The following is a 15,283-nucleotide window of genomic DNA, read 5'->3' on the forward strand; positions in this document are numbered from 1 at the left end:
CAACTTATCAATGAAATCGGACAAATCATGGCTTGGCTGCAAGCCCACACTCCCTTCGATCCCGATCATCATGACGCGCCTGTCATCGGCATCGCCGCGACACTCGGCGATCACGATTCGGGCATGCATCAGCATCAACGCGGGCAGTTGCTGTTTACCCGGAAGGGCTGCACGCGCATCACCCTGGCGCAGCAGTTGTGCCTGTTACCGCCCTCCCGCGCGGCCTGGATACCAGCCGGCGTTGCCCATCGCGCCGTTATGCAAAAAAGTGTCGATTACCGCTCCATCTACCTGACCCCCGCGCTATGTGCAGAGCTGCCACGACAGGTTTGCGTCATCGAAGTCAGCCCGTTGCTGCGGGTCGTGTTGGAGTCGATCGCCAACGCTGACTTCGCCACCGACTGGCAGCAGGGAAAACACGTGCATCTGCTTGCCCTGTGCTTGAGCGAAATACGCGACGCCACCCGCCAACCGATGTTGTTGCCATTGCCCTCGGATAAACGCCTGGCACCGCTACTGGCCAGCCCCGAGAAGCTGCCACCCAGACTTCAGGTTCTGCAGCAACAGCTAGGTGCCAGCGGCCGCACCATCGGACGAATTTTCCAGCGCGAAACCGGCATGAGTTACCAGCAATGGCGGCAACAGTGGCGCCTGATGCGCGCCATCGAACTGCTCGCCACTGGACGCAACATCGGCTACAGCGCTTTCGAACTCGGCTTTGCCAGTGACAGCGCCTTCATCGCGTTCTTCAAGGACATGACCGGAACCACCCCGGGCGACTGGTTGAAATAGGACCTGACAGCCGGCAGCAAAAACCATTTGCGACAAAATATGACATACGTCATATTACGCACGTAATTTAATGGCCTCCACAGGTAATCCTCCATGACCAGCATGCCCACCGTAGAGCCAGACCTTGCTGTCCCGGTGAACACTCCCAAGCCGCTGCTCAAACGCCTGCTCCTGCCGACACTGGGCATCGCCGTGTTGGTACTTGCTGGTATGTACGCCGCACACTGGTGGACCGCCGGCCGGTTCATCGAGGAAACCGACGACGCCTATATCGGTGCTGACGTGACGGTGATCGGGCCGAAGGTGGCGGGTTACATCGATGAAGTGCTGGTGACCGACAACCAGCAGGTCAAGGCCGGCGATGTGCTTATCCGCCTCGACTCACGCGACTATCGCGCCAACCTGGCCAAGGCGGAAGGCGCGGTGGCGGCTGAAGAAGCCCTGCTCGCCAACCTCGACGCCACCGAACAACTGCAACAGGCCGTCATCGGCCAGGCCCGCGCCGGTATCGATGCCGCCGGTGCCGAAACCGCTCGTTCGCGTGATGACGATGCACGCTACAAAAAACTCGTCGCTACCAATGCCGTTTCAGTGGAAAGCGCACAACGGGCGAACGCCACATTCAAGACCGCGCAGGCCCAAAGCAACCGCGCCCAGGCCGAGTTGCTGGCGGCGCAACGGCAGTTGAACGTGATCGCCACGCAAAAACAACAAGCCCGCGCCGCCCTGATTCAGGCTCTCGCCGAGCGCGACCTGGCGCAGCTGAACGTCGGCTACACCGAACTTCGCGCACCGGTAGATGGGGTGATCGGTAATCGCCGGGCACGAGTGGGCGCTTATGCCCAGGCCGGTTCGCAGCTGCTGTCAGTGGTACCGTCCAGTGGTTTGTGGGTCGATGCCAATTTCAAAGAGGATCAACTGGCACGCATGGTGCCTGGGCAGCGAGTCATCATTTACGCCGACGTTCTCTCGGGCCAGGAATTCCACGGCCATCTGGACAGCCTGGCACCGGCCAGCGGTTCGCAATTCAGCGTGCTGCCGCCGGAAAACGCCACTGGCAACTTCACCAAGATCGTCCAGCGGGTACCGGTGCGCATTCATCTCGACCCGGCAGACAGCGTGCTCGGCCACCTGCGCCCCGGTCTCTCGGTCACCGCCGAAGTGGACACACGCAAGGAGCCTGAAACGCCAGCCGTGGCCAGCGCGCCATGAGCCGCGCCCTCGCCGCCCCGGCACCACCGTTCAATGCCGCGAGCATGGCGACGGCGACCAAGGTTTTCGCCTTCGCCAGCATGTGCATCGGCATGTTCATTGCGCTGCTGGATATCCAGATCGTCTCGGCGTCGCTGCGTGACATCGGCGGCGGGCTCTCCGCCGGCACCGATGAAACCGCCTGGGTACAGACCAGTTACCTGATCGCCGAAATCATCGTGATCCCCCTCTCCGGCTGGCTATCCCGGGTGTTCTCCACGCGCTGGTTGTTCTGCGCCTCAGCGGTGGGTTTTACCCTGACCAGCCTGTTATGCGGCATGGCCTGGAACATCCAGAGCATGATCGCCTTCCGGGCCTTGCAAGGGTTTCTCGGCGGCTCGATGATTCCGATGGTGTTTACCACGGCGTTCGTTTTCTTCACCGGCAAGCAACGGGTGATTGCCGCTGCAACCATCGGCGCGGTGGCATCCCTGGCGCCGACCCTGGGGCCGGTGATCGGTGGCTGGATCACCGATGTATCGTCCTGGCACTGGCTGTTCTACATCAACCTGGTTCCGGGGATTTTCGTCGCCGTGGCGGTGCCGATGCTGGTGAAAATCGACCAGCCTGAACTGTCGCTGCTCAAAGGCGCCGACTATCTGAGCATGGTGTTCCTGGCGCTGTTCCTCGGCTGCCTGGAATACACCCTCGAAGAAGGTCCGCGCTGGAACTGGTTCAGCGACCACACGATCCTGACCACGGCGTGGATCAGCGGTCTGGCCGGCTTGGCGTTTATTGGCCGCACCCTGCACGTGGCCAACCCGATCGTCGACCTGCGCGCCTTGAAAGACCGCAACTTCGCCCTCGGCTGTTTCTTTTCCTTTGTCACTGGCATCGGTCTGTTCGCCACCATTTACCTGACACCGCTGTTCCTCGGCCGCGTCCGTGGTTATGGCGCGCTGGACATTGGCCTGGCGGTTTTCTCCACCGGCGTGTTCCAGATCATGGCGATTCCGCTGTACGCCTTTCTGGCCAACCGCGTCGACCTGCGCTGGATCATGATGACCGGCCTTGGCTTGTTCGCCTTGTCGATGTGGGATTTCAGCCCGATCACCCATGACTGGGGAGCCAAGGAATTGATGCTGCCGCAAGCGTTGCGCGGGATTGCCCAGCAATTGGCGGTACCGCCTGCGGTGACATTGACCCTCGGCGGCCTGGCGCCAGCGCGGCTGAAACATGCCTCGGGGTTGTTCAACCTGATGCGAAACCTGGGCGGCGCCATCGGCATCGCCGCCTGCGCGACCATCCTCAATGACCGCACCAACCTGCATTTCACCCGATTGGCGGAGAACCTCAACAGCACCAACGAAGCACTCAACCAGTGGCTGTCCCAAGTTGGCCACAACTTCGCCGCCCTCGGCCAGAGCGGCGACGTGGGTGTCACCGCCAGCCTGCGCCAGCTCTGGCTGCTGACTTACCGCGAAGCGCAAACGCAAACCTACGGCGACGCCTTCCTGATGATCATGGTCTGCTTCATCGTCGCCACGGCGATGGTGCCCTTGATGCGCAAGGTGCAACCACCGGCTGCGCATTGAGGCCTGGCGTGTTACACCTGCATGTCCCCAGTATCCGATTCGTTGGTCGATACCGGCCAGTAGCTGGACAGATTCAAGCGTTGCGGACCTCCGATTTGAACATGTTGCACGTGCCCGACTGAAATTATGCTCCCGCTAGAATTATTTACGATCCAACTGCGTGTGGCTTCCCTGTGCATGACACTCACTTCACTTCCCGGCACCAATGGCAACTGCACATGACTCGCTTGAGCCCAGACATCTCCGCGAAACTCCTGAAGGTAAATTATTTCGCCCTTCTCTGATTTCACCATCGCCGACAGGTAAGTCGATGCAAAGTAACTATGGGGGCGACCTGCATAAAAAACCAAGTCAATTGTACGCGCCAGTAGTTGCATATTTAAGTAACCAACTGCGCGACCACCGTTCCCTTGCCAATACCAAGTAAAGTCCCACCCATCAACTGTATGATTGACGGGCGGCCGTACGAATTCAATCTTGCGATAACGTTCAAACAGCTGACTCCTTACGGGTTCCGCGAATGTATTGATCGCCCTACGAAGATCTTGTTTAATTGGATACTCATCATGTATAACAAGATGCGGATGCGTATAAAAAGACTCCGTACACTTATCAATTTCAGACCTTAGATTTTCACCAGCATTAGTCCCAAGACTGACATTGACAAGCCCTTGCTCAGTCACCACCAACTCATTGATAAGTGCCCACCTATCAATCACTGCCGACTCCAGGCTGCTAGATACAAATAAGCGCGATGGCTCCCTGTGCATAACCTCAATTGTAAAACCCGTTGAAATTGCAACTACCGTAGAATACAACTCGGTTTTCTCACCCAACATTTCTCGAAAAAAAACGACATCACCATGTACATTTTTTACTGTTATCCGCGCATACACTTCTTTCTCAAAAAGACTGTGCGGAGCTGGATAAACAACATCGACCAACAAGCGCCCCCTAGAAACCTGCACGTCAAGCCTGCAAAAAACACCATATAAGCCTCCCAAACTTACAACCTGATCTACCAGATAACTTCCGTCCTTTTTAACGTAGGAGCAATTTATTTCATTAGGTGCATCTCTAACCACGGCATAACACCTGACACTCTGATATTCCCCGCCGCGTACAGAAGGCAGTTGCAATGCATAGACCCCCAAACTCAAGCCGCTCACAATAACCGTCGCACTTTTTATTTCAACAACCCTGGCCATTCCTTGACCATTTCCTAGTAAAAGAGACTTACCCCGTAGTTCCCTTAATAAAATTCCATCAAAATTAATCGTGATGCTAGCCGTCAAACCAGTGATGCTTAGCTGAGAGCTACTGACAAGATCCACTGGGCTTCTCAACCCTAGCTGCGCCTGAATCTGTTTCAGACTATTGTTCTTAACCAGTAAATAGAGAGGGTAAACCGGAACAGCATTGCTAAAAGAATTTTTGATTGTCTGCTGCAGAGTCAGTGGCGCACTGGCAAACGACATAAACTCGGAAGTATCAACATTAGCTTTATCAATAGTGACGTCACTCAAAAGATCCATCGCCGGATGGCTGTCAGCCCGAAACCTTGGCTCATTACTGAGTCGACGATAGCGCTTGTGAAACTCGGCCATACTCGGATCGCCAGCACACCCAAATATCAACAGAAAAAAATACAGCGTTAACGCTAAATTGTTGCCGACTGTCCCTTTGTCGAACTCTTCCATAGCTATTGTATAAAGACGTTCCTCGCCGCCAGCGTATAGCCACCCTTTTCGATAAAACTCATCCCCTAATACCTTAAGTTGATAATTTGCGGCGAACACATTATTCCAAACCTCACTCAGATTGATAGAGCTGGAGTCCCTGAACAACCCCTCATAACCATGACCTATTTCATGAATACTGCCCCAGTTGGCCCCGCCAATATCAAGCCAAAATTCTGCAACAGAATCTTTTGACTCCGCTGTCCACGACCATCCATAGTAGGCGGCACCGGCCCCTGACTTATCCGCCTTCATAAAGTAGCGATTAGGGATGTTTTTATCGGTCGGCACAGCTGGATTAAATGAAAGCCCAGCAAGGTAGTTGAAGTGCTCAAAAATACCATCATAGTACGCAGCCAGGCTTTGTAAGCCAGATCGTTGATGCATAGCCCACAGCACCGCCTTGTCTTTAGCCGGAATCAAAATCATTGCACAGTCAGAAATATACAATGCGAATTCTGCTTCCAGCAGATTCCAGTCTCTAAAAAACTTATCCGCCCCTAATCCCGCCTGGCAAATTGGTAGATACTCACCACCGTCTACAAAATCCACCTCAATACTAACAAGCTCTCCCGCGGAGTCAGTGTACGGTGTCGTTAGAAAAAGTACTGACGTATGACTGGCTACGATTTCCCCCCACTGGGTAGTCACTACGGCATGGTGTTCTTTTTCCCGATCATCATTCAATAAATTCAGCGTAACGCCCATATCTAAGTGTGGGTGAGATTGCCGAAATCTAACTTTTTTTCCTGCAGAAAGAATCATATTAAGGGCATTTCGATCATGAAAAATGCCTTTACTAAGCCCTGAGCTGAGCAACCAATCTGGCCGCTCAAGACTGTAAATTTTATACGTGACGGCCATATCAAATTCCCCCATGGAAAAGCGTTCAACATCGAACGAATCATAGACGCGGGAAGAAAGTTTATGTAACTAGCACAACTGATAGTTATTTAGAACATAAAACCATTTAACAAGTGCAGTATGAAAGGAAAAGTGAATGAAGACTATCAAGCAAGATAGTCACTACCACGCCAGAACAATCAGCGGATCGCACAAAAACGCCTCCAATAAAGGAGGCGTTTGCAATAGATAACCGACAGCATTATTTCCCTCGCCCAGTCTGCTTTTCATTACCTGAGCGATTCAATGACGCAGGGGCAAAAAAATCAGGCCTGAGGCGTCTTGCGAAAGCCCACCGCCAGGCGGTTCCAGCCATTGATGGTGTTGATCGCAACGGTCAGGTCGACCATTTCCTTGGGGGTGAATTGGGCGGCGACCACTTCGTAGTCTTCATCCGGCGCATGGGTCAGGCTGAGCTGGGTCAGCGATTCGGTCCAGAGCAGTGCGGCGCGTTCGCGCTCGGTGAAGAAGGGTGCTTCGCGCCAGGCCGTCACGGCGAACAGGCGACGCGGGGTTTCGCCGGCCTTGATCGCGTCGGCGGTATGCATGTCGATGCAGAAGGCGCAGCCGTTGATTTGCGAAGAGCGCAGCTTGACCAGTTCGATCAGGGACTTTTCCAGCGGCAGTTTGGAAACGGCGGATTCCAGGGCGATCATGGCTTTGAGGGCGTCAGGGGAAGCGGTGTAGAAATCGATACGCGGTTGCATGGCATGCTCCTGGGCAAGTGGGTGTGGCACTAAGTTAGCTCTACCGCCTGCGTGTACAAATAGCCAATCGGGCAGAAGTCGAGGAGGCCAATGGCCCGCTAAACGCGCCATGCTCCCGTCACACCCGACTGCGCAACCATTGCAAGAACCCTTTCTTCGGCACCACGAGGGGGACATCCGCGATCAGCGACTTGGCCTTGTTCAGACGGAAATCCAGCAAGGTTTTCATCGCATCGTTGATGTCCTGGCGGGCATCCAGGCAGGGCTTGAGGTACTGTTTTTCGATGCGATAGAGCGTACACGGGGTTTTCGCGGTGAACTGGGCGGGTAGCGCGCTATCGGTCAAGATACCGGCCTCGCCGATCACCTCCCCTGGCCCCATGCGTCCGGATTCGATGGGCGTGCCGTGACGGTTCAGCGTAACGGAAACCACCCCGGACTCGATGATGAACAAGTGATCGCTGACCTCCCCCGCCTCCAGTATCGTCTCGCCCGTGCGGAACGATTGCAGGGACATGTTCTGGCTGAAGGTTTCTTTCTCTTCGTGGCGCAGGGTAGAAAATAGCGGCGAGCTGTCGAGCAGCGCCCGGGGCCGTGTGAGGTCGTTCGACGGGTTGGCTTCGACGCTCGACAGCAGGTGAATCCCCGATGCCCGCAAATGCCGGTACGCCAGATCGAACAGTTGATTACGTACCGAGCGCTTCTCGCTCATCGAGGCGACAAACCCGCTGATTTCGTATTCGTTGCCGGCAGCACTGGAGCTTTTGAGCGCTACTTTGCCGCCGGGTGAAGTCAATAAGGTTCGGCAACCCTGCACCGCTCGCTCAAGGGCATCGATCACGATTTGCGGACGGACATGGGGGCTGACCTGCAGGCTGATCGACAGACCGAACATATCGCTGGGACGGCTGAAGTTGGTGATCTTGGCCTTGGCCGCCAACGAGTTGGGAATCACGATCATGCTGCCTTGGGAAGTCTGCAAGCGCGTGGCCCGCCAATCGATATCGATGACCCGGCCTTCGGTGCCGTCGATGGCGATCCAGTCATCCAGTTGATAGGGCTTGGTGGTGTTCAGCACGATCCCGGAGAACACGTCACTGAGGGTGCTTTGCAAGGCCAGGCCGACGATGATCGCCAAGGCACCGGAGGTAGCCAGTACGCCTTTGACCGGCAGATTGAGCACGTAGGCCAGGGCTGCGATGACCGCGACCAGGAAAATCACCGCACCCAGCAAGTCCTGCAGCAATCGCCCGGTGTGTCCCACCCGTTGCATCATTACCGCACCGATCAGCACGGTCAGGGTGCGCGCAGCGAACAGCCACCAGCCGATCTGCAAACCGGTGGCTGCCAGGTGCAACGGCACGTTGTCATCCCAGGGCGCGGGTTCCAGCGGGTTCATGCCTTCGTTGAACAGTACCAGGCTGAACAGTGAAAAAATGACCACCCGCACCAGCAGTTTCACGTTGTGGCCACGGGTACCGATCAAGCGCCACAACACCAGATCGGTCAGGATCAGGAGCAAGGCACAAATCAGCGGGTGTTCGGTCAGTAACGACAGCATCAAGCAGCTCCGGCACAGGACAATATGCGAAAGATCGCACACTTTGGCCAGAGTGTAGGGGCAATTGATGATTTGAGAACACTGTAGGAGCGAGCATGCTCGCGATAAACTCAAGAACGCCGCGGGGTACCTGTCCCCCAGCGTTATTGTTGACGTCCATCGACGGAACGCCGCCCGGAGCCTGCTCGCTCCTACAAGGGGTAGTGCGTGCCTTTACTTGTCTTCGTTGTCCCAGGCATTGATCTGACCCGGACGTGCGATGTACGGGGCAGCCGGGAACTGCGCCTTGAGCTCGGGCACCACCCCGGCCTGGGCCAGGCGGGCAACTGTCAGATCAGTGGCCAATCTGGAGTGGTTGCCCGAGGCATCAACCGTGCATCTGGCCGAAGCGACCGGACTGGAAGTCGGCGAACGCCTGGTGGATTTCCTGCTCGGTGTTCATTACGAACGGACCGTGGCCGACGATCGGCTCATCGATCGGTTCGCCACTGAGCAGCAGCACTACAGCGTCTTCGCTGGCTTGGAGGGTCACCTGATCGCCCTCGCGGTCGAACAAGGCCAACTGCCCTTGACGCACCGACTCCACGCCGTTGACCTCAATCGTGCCGCGCAAAACCACCAGTGCGGTGTTGCGTCCTTCACGCAGATCCAGCGTGAGCAACTTGCTGGCATTCAGGCGCAGGTCCCAGACGTCGATTGGGGTAAAGGTGCGCGACGGCCCTTTGTGGCCTTCAAATTCACCGGCGATCAAGCGCAAGCTGCCGGCGTCGTTTGCCAGGGCAATGCTCGGAATGTCGCCATCGAGTATGGTTTGATAACCGGCATCGGCCATTTTGTCCTTGGCCGGCAGGTTGACCCACAACTGCACCATTTCCAGGGTGCCGCCGCTCTTGGCGAAAGCTTCGGAGTGAAACTCTTCATGGAGAATCCCCGAGGCGGCGGTCATCCATTGCACGTCACCGGGGCCGATCTTGCCGCCACTGCCGGTGGAGTCGCGGTGTTCCAGTTCGCCCTTGTAGACGATCGTCACGGTTTCGAAACCACGGTGTGGATGCTGACCAACGCCGCGTCGCGCGGTGGTCGGGGTGAATTCAGCGGGGCCGGCGTGATCCAGCAGCAGGAACGGGCTGATGTGCTTGCCCAGGTTGTCGTAGGAAAACAGCGTGCGGACCGGAAAACCATCGCCAACCCAATGGGCTCGTGGGCTGGTGTAGATACCGATGATATTTTTCATGGTGTCTCCTGATGAGGTGGGTGAAGCCATGGACAGAGCTTAAAACCGTGACCTTTGCTGCGCTAGACTGCAAAAATCAGCTTTAGCGTTCTATCTGGAGAACGATGGTGGAAGACCTCAACACCCTCTACTACTTCACCCAAGTGGTGGAACATCAGGGTTTCGCCGCGGCCGGACGGGCCCTTGACATGTCCAAGTCCAAGCTCAGCCGGCGCATTGCCGAACTCGAAGAACGTCTTGGCGTACGGTTGCTGCATCGCAGACAGTCGGCATTGTTCGCTGACTGAAATCGGCCAGGCCTATTATCAGCGTTGCCTGGCGATGCGGGTGGAGGCGGAAAGCGCCGCCGAACTGATCGAACGCAACCGTTCCGAACCCGATGGTTACCGACGACCTGTTGGCCTGGCGCCACGCGGCGGTAGCTGGCATCGGCATTGTCCACCTGCCCAGCGTGGTGGTGCGCGATGAGATCGCCGCCGGCCAGTTGGTCGAACTGGTGCCGGGCTGGGCCCCCAAAAGTGGTGTTATCCATGCGATCTTCCCGTCACGCCGTGGCCTGCTGCCGTCGGTGCGGACCTTGATCGACTTTCTTGGCGAAGAGTTCAGCCGCAGCGATATTGCCTGGGCGCTGGTTCCCCTGTAGGAAGCATGCTCGCTATGGACGCCCAAACAACGCGGGCACTCAGATAGCCCGCGTTATCGTTAACGTCCATCGCGACGGTGCGACGATTCGACATGCTCGCTCCTACAGGGGAATGCATTCCAGACCACGTGCCATCGATTTTTGATTTCCAGTAAACATTGCTTTGCCCATCCAGCGGTTTTTCTCACGGATACAGGCGCGGATACTCGCGCCCATTCCCACTGCACCCACTGGAGTCATTCATGTCTATCCCCGCTTTCGGCCTGGGTACGTTTCGCTTGCAAGGCCAGGTGGTCATCGATTCGGTGAGCACCGCCCTGGAACTGGGTTACCGGGTCATCGATACCGCGCAGATCTACGAAAACGAAGCCGAAGTCGGCCAGGCCATCGCTGCCAGCGGCATTGCCCGCGAAGACCTGTTCATCACCAGCAAGATCTGGGTCGCCAATTTCGCCAAGGATCGCCTGATCGACAGCCTCCGGGAGAGCCTGCACAAACTGCAGACTGACTATCTGGACTTGACCCTGATCCACTGGCCGTCGCCGCAAGACCAGGTGTCGGTCGAGGAGTTCATGGGTGCCTTGCTCGAAGCCAGGGACCTGGGCCTGACCCGGCAGATCGGTGTCTCCAACTTCACCGTCGACCTGATGAAACAGGCGATAACCGCCGTCGGCGCGCAGAACATCGCCACTAACCAGATCGAATTGCACCCCTACCTGCAAAACCGCCAGGTCGTCGAGTTCGCGCAAAGCCAGGGTATCCAGATCACTTCGTACATGACCCTGGCCTACGGTGAAGTGCTCAAGGATCCGGTGATTATGCAGATCGCCGACCGTCTGCAAGCAACACCGGCACAAGTCACCCTGGCCTGGGCCCTGCAACTGGGTCATGGCGTGATTCCTTCGTCGACCAAACGCGCCAACCTCGCCGGCAACCTCAAGGCCAGCGCGATCACGTTGAGCGATGCCGACATGGCATTGATCGCCAGCCTGGATCGCGGCTATCGACTGACCAGCCCCAAGGGCCTGGCGCCGACCTGGGATTAAGCAGCCGGGTTCAAGCCCCTGCCCTGTTCAAGCGTTTTGTCCAGGCGCGTCATCGCCTGGTGCAACTGATCGACGGCTGCGTCGATCAGTGCGGCATCGCGCTCGGCACAAGCACGCTCCAGTTGTTCGCAACACGCCACCAGAGCCTGTGCCCGGACCATTTGCGCACCACCCCTGATGCGGTGCGCCAGGTCTTTCAAGCCATGGCGATTACCGCTGGCATGTTCTTGCATAAGACGCTCGCGATCTTCGCGGTTGGTCACGGCCAAATCTTGCAGCAGTTGCACGATCAATTCACTGTCGGCGCCGGTGTAGCGTTGCAACCCGGTTAAATCGATTTCGGTGATGGGGGGCGCTTCGGGCACGCCTGCCGATTCGACGGGAAATCTGCAGCTCAACCATGCGCTCAGGTCGACCAATTGAATGGGTTTGAACAGACAATCGTCCATGCCCGCTTCAATGCAACGCATTTTCTCCTCGGGTTGCGCGCTGGCAGTGAAGCCTAGAATCAACGTCGGCGGCCCCACCTGGAAGCGCTCCTCATCGCGGATCGCACCCGCCAGTTCATAACCGCTGACCACCGGCATGTTGCAGTCGGTGACGACCAGATCGCAGACGTGTTCACGCCATTGCTCGAAGCCTTGCTGGCCATCCTCCGCGAGCAGAACCTGGTGCCCGAGGTAACTCAGTTGCCGCGAAAGCAGCAACCGATTGGCCGGGTAATCGTCCACCACCAGAATTGTCAGCGGCCGGGTCCTTGCCGGCGGTTCGCCCGGCGCCTTTTCAGCGGCGGGCAACGTCTCCAATGCCAGCAGTTCAAGGCTGATGTCCAAACGGGTACCGCGCCCCAGGACACTGGCGAGTTGCAATTGCCCGCCCATCATTTCGCACAGCGTGCGGCTGATCACCAGCCCCAGGCCGGACCCCTGCCGGCCTGATACCTGGCGATTCCCGACCTGCACGAACGGACTGAACAAGCGTTGCTGGTCAAAGTCGCTGATACCACTGCCGCTGTCCTCGATACACACATTGACCGCGATACGGTCCGGCAACACGGGCATAACCTGCAACTTCAGGCTGACTTCGCCTTTGTGGGTGAACTTGATGGCATTGCTCAGCAAGTTGGACAGCACCTGCTTGAAACGCGTGGGGTCGATCAACACATCGCGGTCGCTGTGCTCATCCAGCTCGATGCGCCACAGCAGGTTCTTCTGCCGGGCCAGGCCTTCGAAGACCCGACACACCGACACCACCAGCGCGTGCAGATTGGTGCGCTCCGGCATCAGGGACAAATGTCCGGACTCGATTCGGGCAATGTCCAGGATGTCGCCGATCAAGGCAAGCAACTGTTGCCCGGCACTTGACGCCACCTCGATGGCCGCGCGGTCGGTGACGCCCTTGTCGGCGGATTTCAGTGCCAGTTCAAGCATACCGATCAGGGCATTCATCGGCGTGCGGATTTCATGGCTCATGGTCGCCAGGAACGTGGTCTTGGCGCGATTCGCATCGTCGGCGGTGTCCTTGGCCTCCTGCAATCGGGCAAGCCATTGCTGGCGCTGGCGGATCTGCCGGCGCTGCCAGGCAATCCACAACAGGGCAAGGAGAAGCAAGGCGCCCGCGGCAGCGAACGCCTGGAATATGGTCTGTCGATGACGCAGCCAATAGCTCTGCTCCACCATCAGGTCATTGCGCCAGGGCATTATCAGGTCGTCGATTTCTTCGGGAGGGATACTGAGCAAGGCCTTGTCCAGGATCGAATGCAACTCGGTGTCGTCGCGACCGGTCGCCAGGGTACTGCGCGCGGGATCGATGCCCACGGTGCTGGTGACCTGGAGGCGATCACGGTACTGCCGGGATATCAGGTAACGGGCACTGATCAATGAGTTGATGCCACCTTGTGCCTTGCCCTGGGCAACCATTTCCATGGCATCGGCCGACAGCGGCGCATCAACACAACGAATCGACGGGAAGTATTGGCGAATGAACTCGCCAGCGATATTGCCCTGGGTCAGCGCCAGGGTCTTTCCGGCCAGATCATCCAGGGTCCTGGGGCTATCCGGCGCCAGGCGCGTTACCAGCACGGAAGGGCTGGTCAGGAACGGCCGGGTAAACAGCAAGTCTTCCTCACGCCGGGAACTCAGGCCGATGCCGGCCAGCACGTCGACCTGGCCGCTCTTGATCGCCTGCAGCATCTCGGCCACTGAGCGCATGCCCCGGATGTCGAATTGCAAGCCGGTGCGCAGGCTTATTTTCGCCAACACATCGACCCCGATGCCGCGAAACTTGCCTTCACTGTCCATGAACGTTATCGGCGGGATGTTCTCGTTGATCGCCACACTCACGCGCGGGTGACGGTCGAGCCAGCGTTGCTCGGCCACGCTCAATTGCAGCGACTGCGTGCCCGGCATGGACACCCCGCTCGCGCCCCAGCGGCGCAGGATGTTCATTTGTTCATTGGCCGTTATCACCGTCAGGGCCTTGTTGACTACGCGCAACAGCGCCGGGTTGTCGCGGGCCATGGCAAAGGCGAAGCGCCCCGGTTCCATGGGCGAGAAGTCAGCCAGCTGGACGTTGTTCAGGTAGTTTTTGCTGATCAGGTAATGGGCGCTGATCGCATCGCCCAGATAGACATCCGCCTGGCCAAAGGCGACTGCGCCGACCGCTGCCAGTGTCGAGGGGAAAAGCTGGACCTGCGCTTCAGGATAGAACTGCTGCACGCTTTGTTCAGGCAAGTAGTGGTAGAGCGTTGCCAGGCGCTTGTCAGCCAGCGTCGGGTCCAGTGCCTGGAGCGAGTCAACTCGGGTCACCAATACCGGCTGATCCACCGCATAGGCGTGGGACATTTGTAATTGGCGGTCCTGGGACTCGTAGCTGTTGGACGTTCCCAGGAGGTCTGCTGCCCCTTGCTTGACTGCTCGAAGGGCGTCTTCGCGGGCTGGATAGCGCTGGACTTCGATCTCCACCTGCAGCAGCTGGCGCAGCAGATCGGCATAGTCGGCCGTCACCCCCTCAAGCGTGTGATCGGTGGTGATGTCAAAAGGTGGATAATCCGGCGCTGAAACGGCAAGCACCAAACGGGCTTTCTGCTGCAACCAGCGCGAGTCGGCCACCGATAACGGCAGCACCTGGCCTTCCGCGCTGGAACGGCCCAGCAACGCCAATGTCTGCGGCTGCGCAAAGACACTCGATGCCCCCAGGCAAAGAGCCAACAGCAGGTATCGAATAGCGTTCATTCAGACCAAAGCATGACGCTGGGCAAGTTCACGCAGATGCACCGACGACTTCACGTTGAGCTTTTCAGTCAAGCGGGTTTTGTAGGTGCTCACGGTCTTGTGGCTCACGTGCAGGATTTCGGCGATTTCCTTGTTGCTCGTACCGCGGGCCAGATACTGGAAAATCGATAACTCGCGGTCCGAGAGGCTGTCAATCATGTGCTTTTCACTGCGTAGCACCTGGCTCACGGACACCGAGCTCGAGGGCAATCGGGTGAAAAAGGTGTAGCCGGCCATCACGGCGCGCACGGCTTTGTGCAGATGCTGCAGATCGTTGGTCTTGGGGACGTAGGCCACGGCACCCGCTCGCATGCAACGATCCTGGAAAAACGCTGGCTCCTGGGCGGTGAACACCACTACCCGGCAGTGCACCTCTTCCATCTGGATCCGTGCCAGTACCTCAAGACCGTCGAGCTTCGGGAGTTTGAGGTCCAGCACCAGCAGTTCAGGCTTATGTTCGCGGATCATCGACAAGACTTCGTTACCGCTTGCCGCTTCAAAGATGTGCTGGTATCCCTCCAGCTTGAGTACGATTTTGACTGCACCGCGAATCACCGGATGATCGTCCACAATTAGCGCGCACTTCATGGCAACTCCCTA

10 protein-coding genes and 2 pseudogenes are annotated in these 15,283 nt (G+C 57.7%); 5 read left to right on the forward strand and 7 right to left on the reverse strand.

Annotated elements, in window-relative coordinates; all coding sequences use genetic code 11:
* Nucleotides 1–27 precede the first annotated feature (27 nt).
* The 3 genes from HGP31_RS22010 (at nucleotide 28) to HGP31_RS22020 (ending at nucleotide 3,578) form a co-directional block, all read left to right on the forward strand.
* Nucleotides 28–792 carry an AraC family transcriptional regulator gene (locus tag HGP31_RS22010; protein ID WP_020795675.1) on the forward strand — a complete coding sequence of 255 codons (765 nt, stop codon included), beginning with the start codon at nucleotides 28–30 and terminating at the stop codon, nucleotides 790–792.
* Between the two features lie 93 nt (nucleotides 793–885).
* Nucleotides 886–2,004: an HlyD family secretion protein gene (locus HGP31_RS22015; protein ID WP_020795676.1), complete on the forward strand. Its 1,119-nt coding sequence runs from the start codon at nucleotides 886–888 to the stop codon at nucleotides 2,002–2,004.
* Complete coding sequence (locus HGP31_RS22020; RefSeq protein ID WP_020795677.1) at nucleotides 2,001–3,578, forward strand: DHA2 family efflux MFS transporter permease subunit; 1,578 nt, start codon at nucleotides 2,001–2,003, stop codon at nucleotides 3,576–3,578. Before HGP31_RS22015 ends, HGP31_RS22020 begins: the two co-directional genes overlap by 4 nt.
* An 11-nt stretch (nucleotides 3,579–3,589) precedes the next feature.
* On the opposite strand, the gene HGP31_RS22025 is transcribed toward HGP31_RS22020, so the two are convergent.
* From HGP31_RS22025 to HGP31_RS22045, 5 genes and pseudogenes are all read right to left on the reverse strand, one after another.
* Nucleotides 3,590–6,181 (reverse strand): putative mucin/carbohydrate-binding domain-containing protein, encoded by a 2,592-nt coding sequence (locus HGP31_RS22025; RefSeq protein ID WP_168758666.1) that lies wholly within the window; start codon nucleotides 6,179–6,181, stop codon nucleotides 3,590–3,592.
* Between the two features lie 305 nt (nucleotides 6,182–6,486).
* Nucleotides 6,487–6,927, reverse strand: a complete 441-nt coding sequence (locus tag HGP31_RS22030) for a carboxymuconolactone decarboxylase family protein (RefSeq protein WP_168758668.1) — start codon at nucleotides 6,925–6,927, stop codon at nucleotides 6,487–6,489.
* 118 nt (nucleotides 6,928–7,045) lie between these two features.
* Nucleotides 7,046–8,488, reverse strand: coding sequence for a mechanosensitive ion channel family protein (locus HGP31_RS22035; RefSeq protein WP_168758670.1), 1,443 nt, complete (start codon nucleotides 8,486–8,488; stop codon nucleotides 7,046–7,048).
* Between the two features lie 219 nt (nucleotides 8,489–8,707).
* Nucleotides 8,708–8,791: pseudogene (locus HGP31_RS22040) on the reverse strand (hydrolase); the annotation flags it as partial.
* Nucleotides 8,792–8,855: 64 nt separating this feature from the next.
* A complete protein-coding gene (locus HGP31_RS22045; protein WP_168758671.1) occupies nucleotides 8,856–9,722 on the reverse strand; it encodes a pirin family protein in 867 nt (288 codons plus the stop codon).
* 104 nt (nucleotides 9,723–9,826) lie between these two features.
* Between HGP31_RS22045 and HGP31_RS22050 the strand changes: the two are divergent.
* Nucleotides 9,827–10,365 (forward strand): annotated as a pseudogene (locus tag HGP31_RS22050) (LysR family transcriptional regulator).
* 242 nt (nucleotides 10,366–10,607) lie between these two features.
* Complete coding sequence (dkgB, locus tag HGP31_RS22055) at nucleotides 10,608–11,411, forward strand: 2,5-didehydrogluconate reductase DkgB (protein WP_020795685.1); 804 nt, start codon at nucleotides 10,608–10,610, stop codon at nucleotides 11,409–11,411.
* On the opposite strand, the gene HGP31_RS22060 is transcribed toward dkgB, so the two are convergent.
* Nucleotides 11,408–14,644 (reverse strand): transporter substrate-binding domain-containing protein, encoded by a 3,237-nt coding sequence (locus tag HGP31_RS22060; RefSeq protein WP_168758673.1) that lies wholly within the window; start codon nucleotides 14,642–14,644, stop codon nucleotides 11,408–11,410. The genes dkgB and HGP31_RS22060 overlap by 4 nt on opposite strands.
* Nucleotides 14,645–15,271, reverse strand: coding sequence for a response regulator transcription factor (locus tag HGP31_RS22065; RefSeq protein WP_168758675.1), 627 nt, complete (start codon nucleotides 15,269–15,271; stop codon nucleotides 14,645–14,647).
* Nucleotides 15,272–15,283: the final 12 nt, after the last annotated feature.

This window comes from Pseudomonas umsongensis (assembly GCF_012647205.1).
GTDB lineage: Bacteria > Pseudomonadota > Gammaproteobacteria > Pseudomonadales > Pseudomonadaceae > Aquipseudomonas > Aquipseudomonas umsongensis.

Excerpts from the sequence above, each read along its gene's own strand:
- HGP31_RS22010 (WP_020795675.1), top strand. The coding sequence starts at position 28 with ATGGCTTGGCTGCAAGCCCACACTCCCTTCGATCCCGATCATCATGAC.
- HGP31_RS22015 (WP_020795676.1), top strand. The coding sequence starts at position 886 with ATGACCAGCATGCCCACCGTAGAGCCAGACCTTGCTGTCCCGGTGAAC.
- HGP31_RS22020 (WP_020795677.1), top strand. The coding sequence starts at position 2,001 with ATGAGCCGCGCCCTCGCCGCCCCGGCACCACCGTTCAATGCCGCGAGC.
- HGP31_RS22025 (WP_168758666.1), bottom strand. The coding sequence starts at position 6,181 with ATGGCCGTCACGTATAAAATTTACAGTCTTGAGCGGCCAGATTGGTTG.
- HGP31_RS22030 (WP_168758668.1), bottom strand. The coding sequence starts at position 6,927 with ATGCAACCGCGTATCGATTTCTACACCGCTTCCCCTGACGCCCTCAAA.
- HGP31_RS22035 (WP_168758670.1), bottom strand. The coding sequence starts at position 8,488 with ATGCTGTCGTTACTGACCGAACACCCGCTGATTTGTGCCTTGCTCCTG.
- HGP31_RS22045 (WP_168758671.1), bottom strand. The coding sequence starts at position 9,722 with ATGAAAAATATCATCGGTATCTACACCAGCCCACGAGCCCATTGGGTT.
- dkgB (WP_020795685.1), top strand. The coding sequence starts at position 10,608 with ATGTCTATCCCCGCTTTCGGCCTGGGTACGTTTCGCTTGCAAGGCCAG.
- HGP31_RS22060 (WP_168758673.1), bottom strand. The coding sequence starts at position 14,644 with ATGAACGCTATTCGATACCTGCTGTTGGCTCTTTGCCTGGGGGCATCG.
- HGP31_RS22065 (WP_168758675.1), bottom strand. The coding sequence starts at position 15,271 with ATGAAGTGCGCGCTAATTGTGGACGATCATCCGGTGATTCGCGGTGCA.